Origin of the sequence: Protofrankia sp. CiP1_Cm_nod2, from assembly GCF_920664355.1 — a bacterium.
GTDB lineage: Bacteria > Actinomycetota > Actinomycetes > Frankiales > Frankiaceae > Protofrankia.
In genome coordinates, this window is sequence record NZ_CAKKTL010000155.1 from 1,529 (window position 1) to 2,593 (window position 1,065).

Annotated in this window: 3 protein-coding genes; 1 reads left to right on the top strand and 2 read right to left on the bottom strand. The window is 68.9% G+C overall.

Annotated elements, in window-relative coordinates:
• The coding region (locus NBW84_RS16575; protein WP_250285646.1) for a PIN domain-containing protein at positions 1 to 271 on the top strand (271 nt) is incomplete at its 5' end.
• Between the two features lie 19 nt (positions 272 to 290).
• On the opposite strand, the gene NBW84_RS16580 is transcribed toward NBW84_RS16575, so the two are convergent.
• Positions 291 to 680 (bottom strand): helix-turn-helix domain-containing protein, encoded by a 390-nt coding sequence (locus NBW84_RS16580; protein WP_250285647.1) that lies wholly within the window; start codon positions 678 to 680, stop codon positions 291 to 293.
• Positions 677 to 802, bottom strand: a complete 126-nt coding sequence (locus tag NBW84_RS24425) for a hypothetical protein (protein WP_445548737.1) — start codon at positions 800 to 802, stop codon at positions 677 to 679. Before NBW84_RS24425 ends, NBW84_RS16580 begins: the two co-directional genes overlap by 4 nt.
• Between the last annotated feature and the right edge of the window lie 263 nt (positions 803 to 1,065).

Here is a 1,065-nt window from a genome sequence, read left to right on the forward strand (position 1 = left end):
TGGCGTGGCGAAGAGCGCTCAGGTGTCGGAGAACACCGAGCGTCTGCGGATGCTGCTCTCCGGTGATCTGGACCTGCTTGACGTCGATGACGAGGATGCCCGTACTGCCGGCCAGGTGCGCGCCGCCCTGGAGAAGGCCGGGACGCCGATCGGCGCCTACGATCTGCTGATCGCCGGGCAGGCGCTGCGGCGCGGGCTGACAGCCGTCACGGCGAACACCTCGGAGTTCAGCCGGGTCACCGGCCTGAGCTGGGAGGACCGGACGAGCTAGCCGTCGCCAGCGCCCGCTGTCAGGCTGTCCTCGGCTGTGCGCTGGGGGGTGTTGATCCCAGCTGGCTGAGGTCGAGCTCGACCTCGCCTCCGCCTTGGAAGGTGACCACGATCCGCACGTGGCCACCGATGGCTTCCAGGTAGGCCCGCAGGGTCGACAACAACAGGTCGTGCCGCTGTTCTGTCTTCGCCACGGCCGCCTGGCTGACGCCGAGCTGCCGGGCGAGTTCGGTCTGGGTGAGATCCGCCGCCCGCCGGATCGCGGCCAGTCCCATGGCGTAGGCGCGGTCCGCGTCGCGCATCTCCGCACGGGCGGACTCGACCTGGTCGGCGAGATCGGTCCGCTCGCGCAGGCGCCGGACCCGTTCGTCACCGGAGACGAACGTCTCGGTGCCGCGGCTGGTGGTCATGTCTCCTCCTGTCCGTGCTCGCGAAGCCACTGATCCACAAGTGCCTCGCCGCGGACGGCCGCGCTGGAGTACCAGACGTCGCCGTGTCTGGCCTTGTCGAAGCCGACAAGCGCGATCACCACAGTCGCTTCATCCGGGAACCAGCAGACGATCCGTACGGCGGCCTGCTTGTCGAAGGGATGGCTGACCCGTCACAGCTCGTGCCGGCGCGCCTGGCTGTAGCCCAGCGCAGCGCCGGGCCGCCCTGCTCCTCAATCCCGCTGAGCCACTGGTCGAACTCGCGGGACCAGTCGATCAGCACCGGCTCAGTATAACCTCAAGTTCATAGCGTCGCTCGTAGGCGCGTACTGGGCGATCTTCGAGGCCCGTCGGGCCTCCTGGTGCC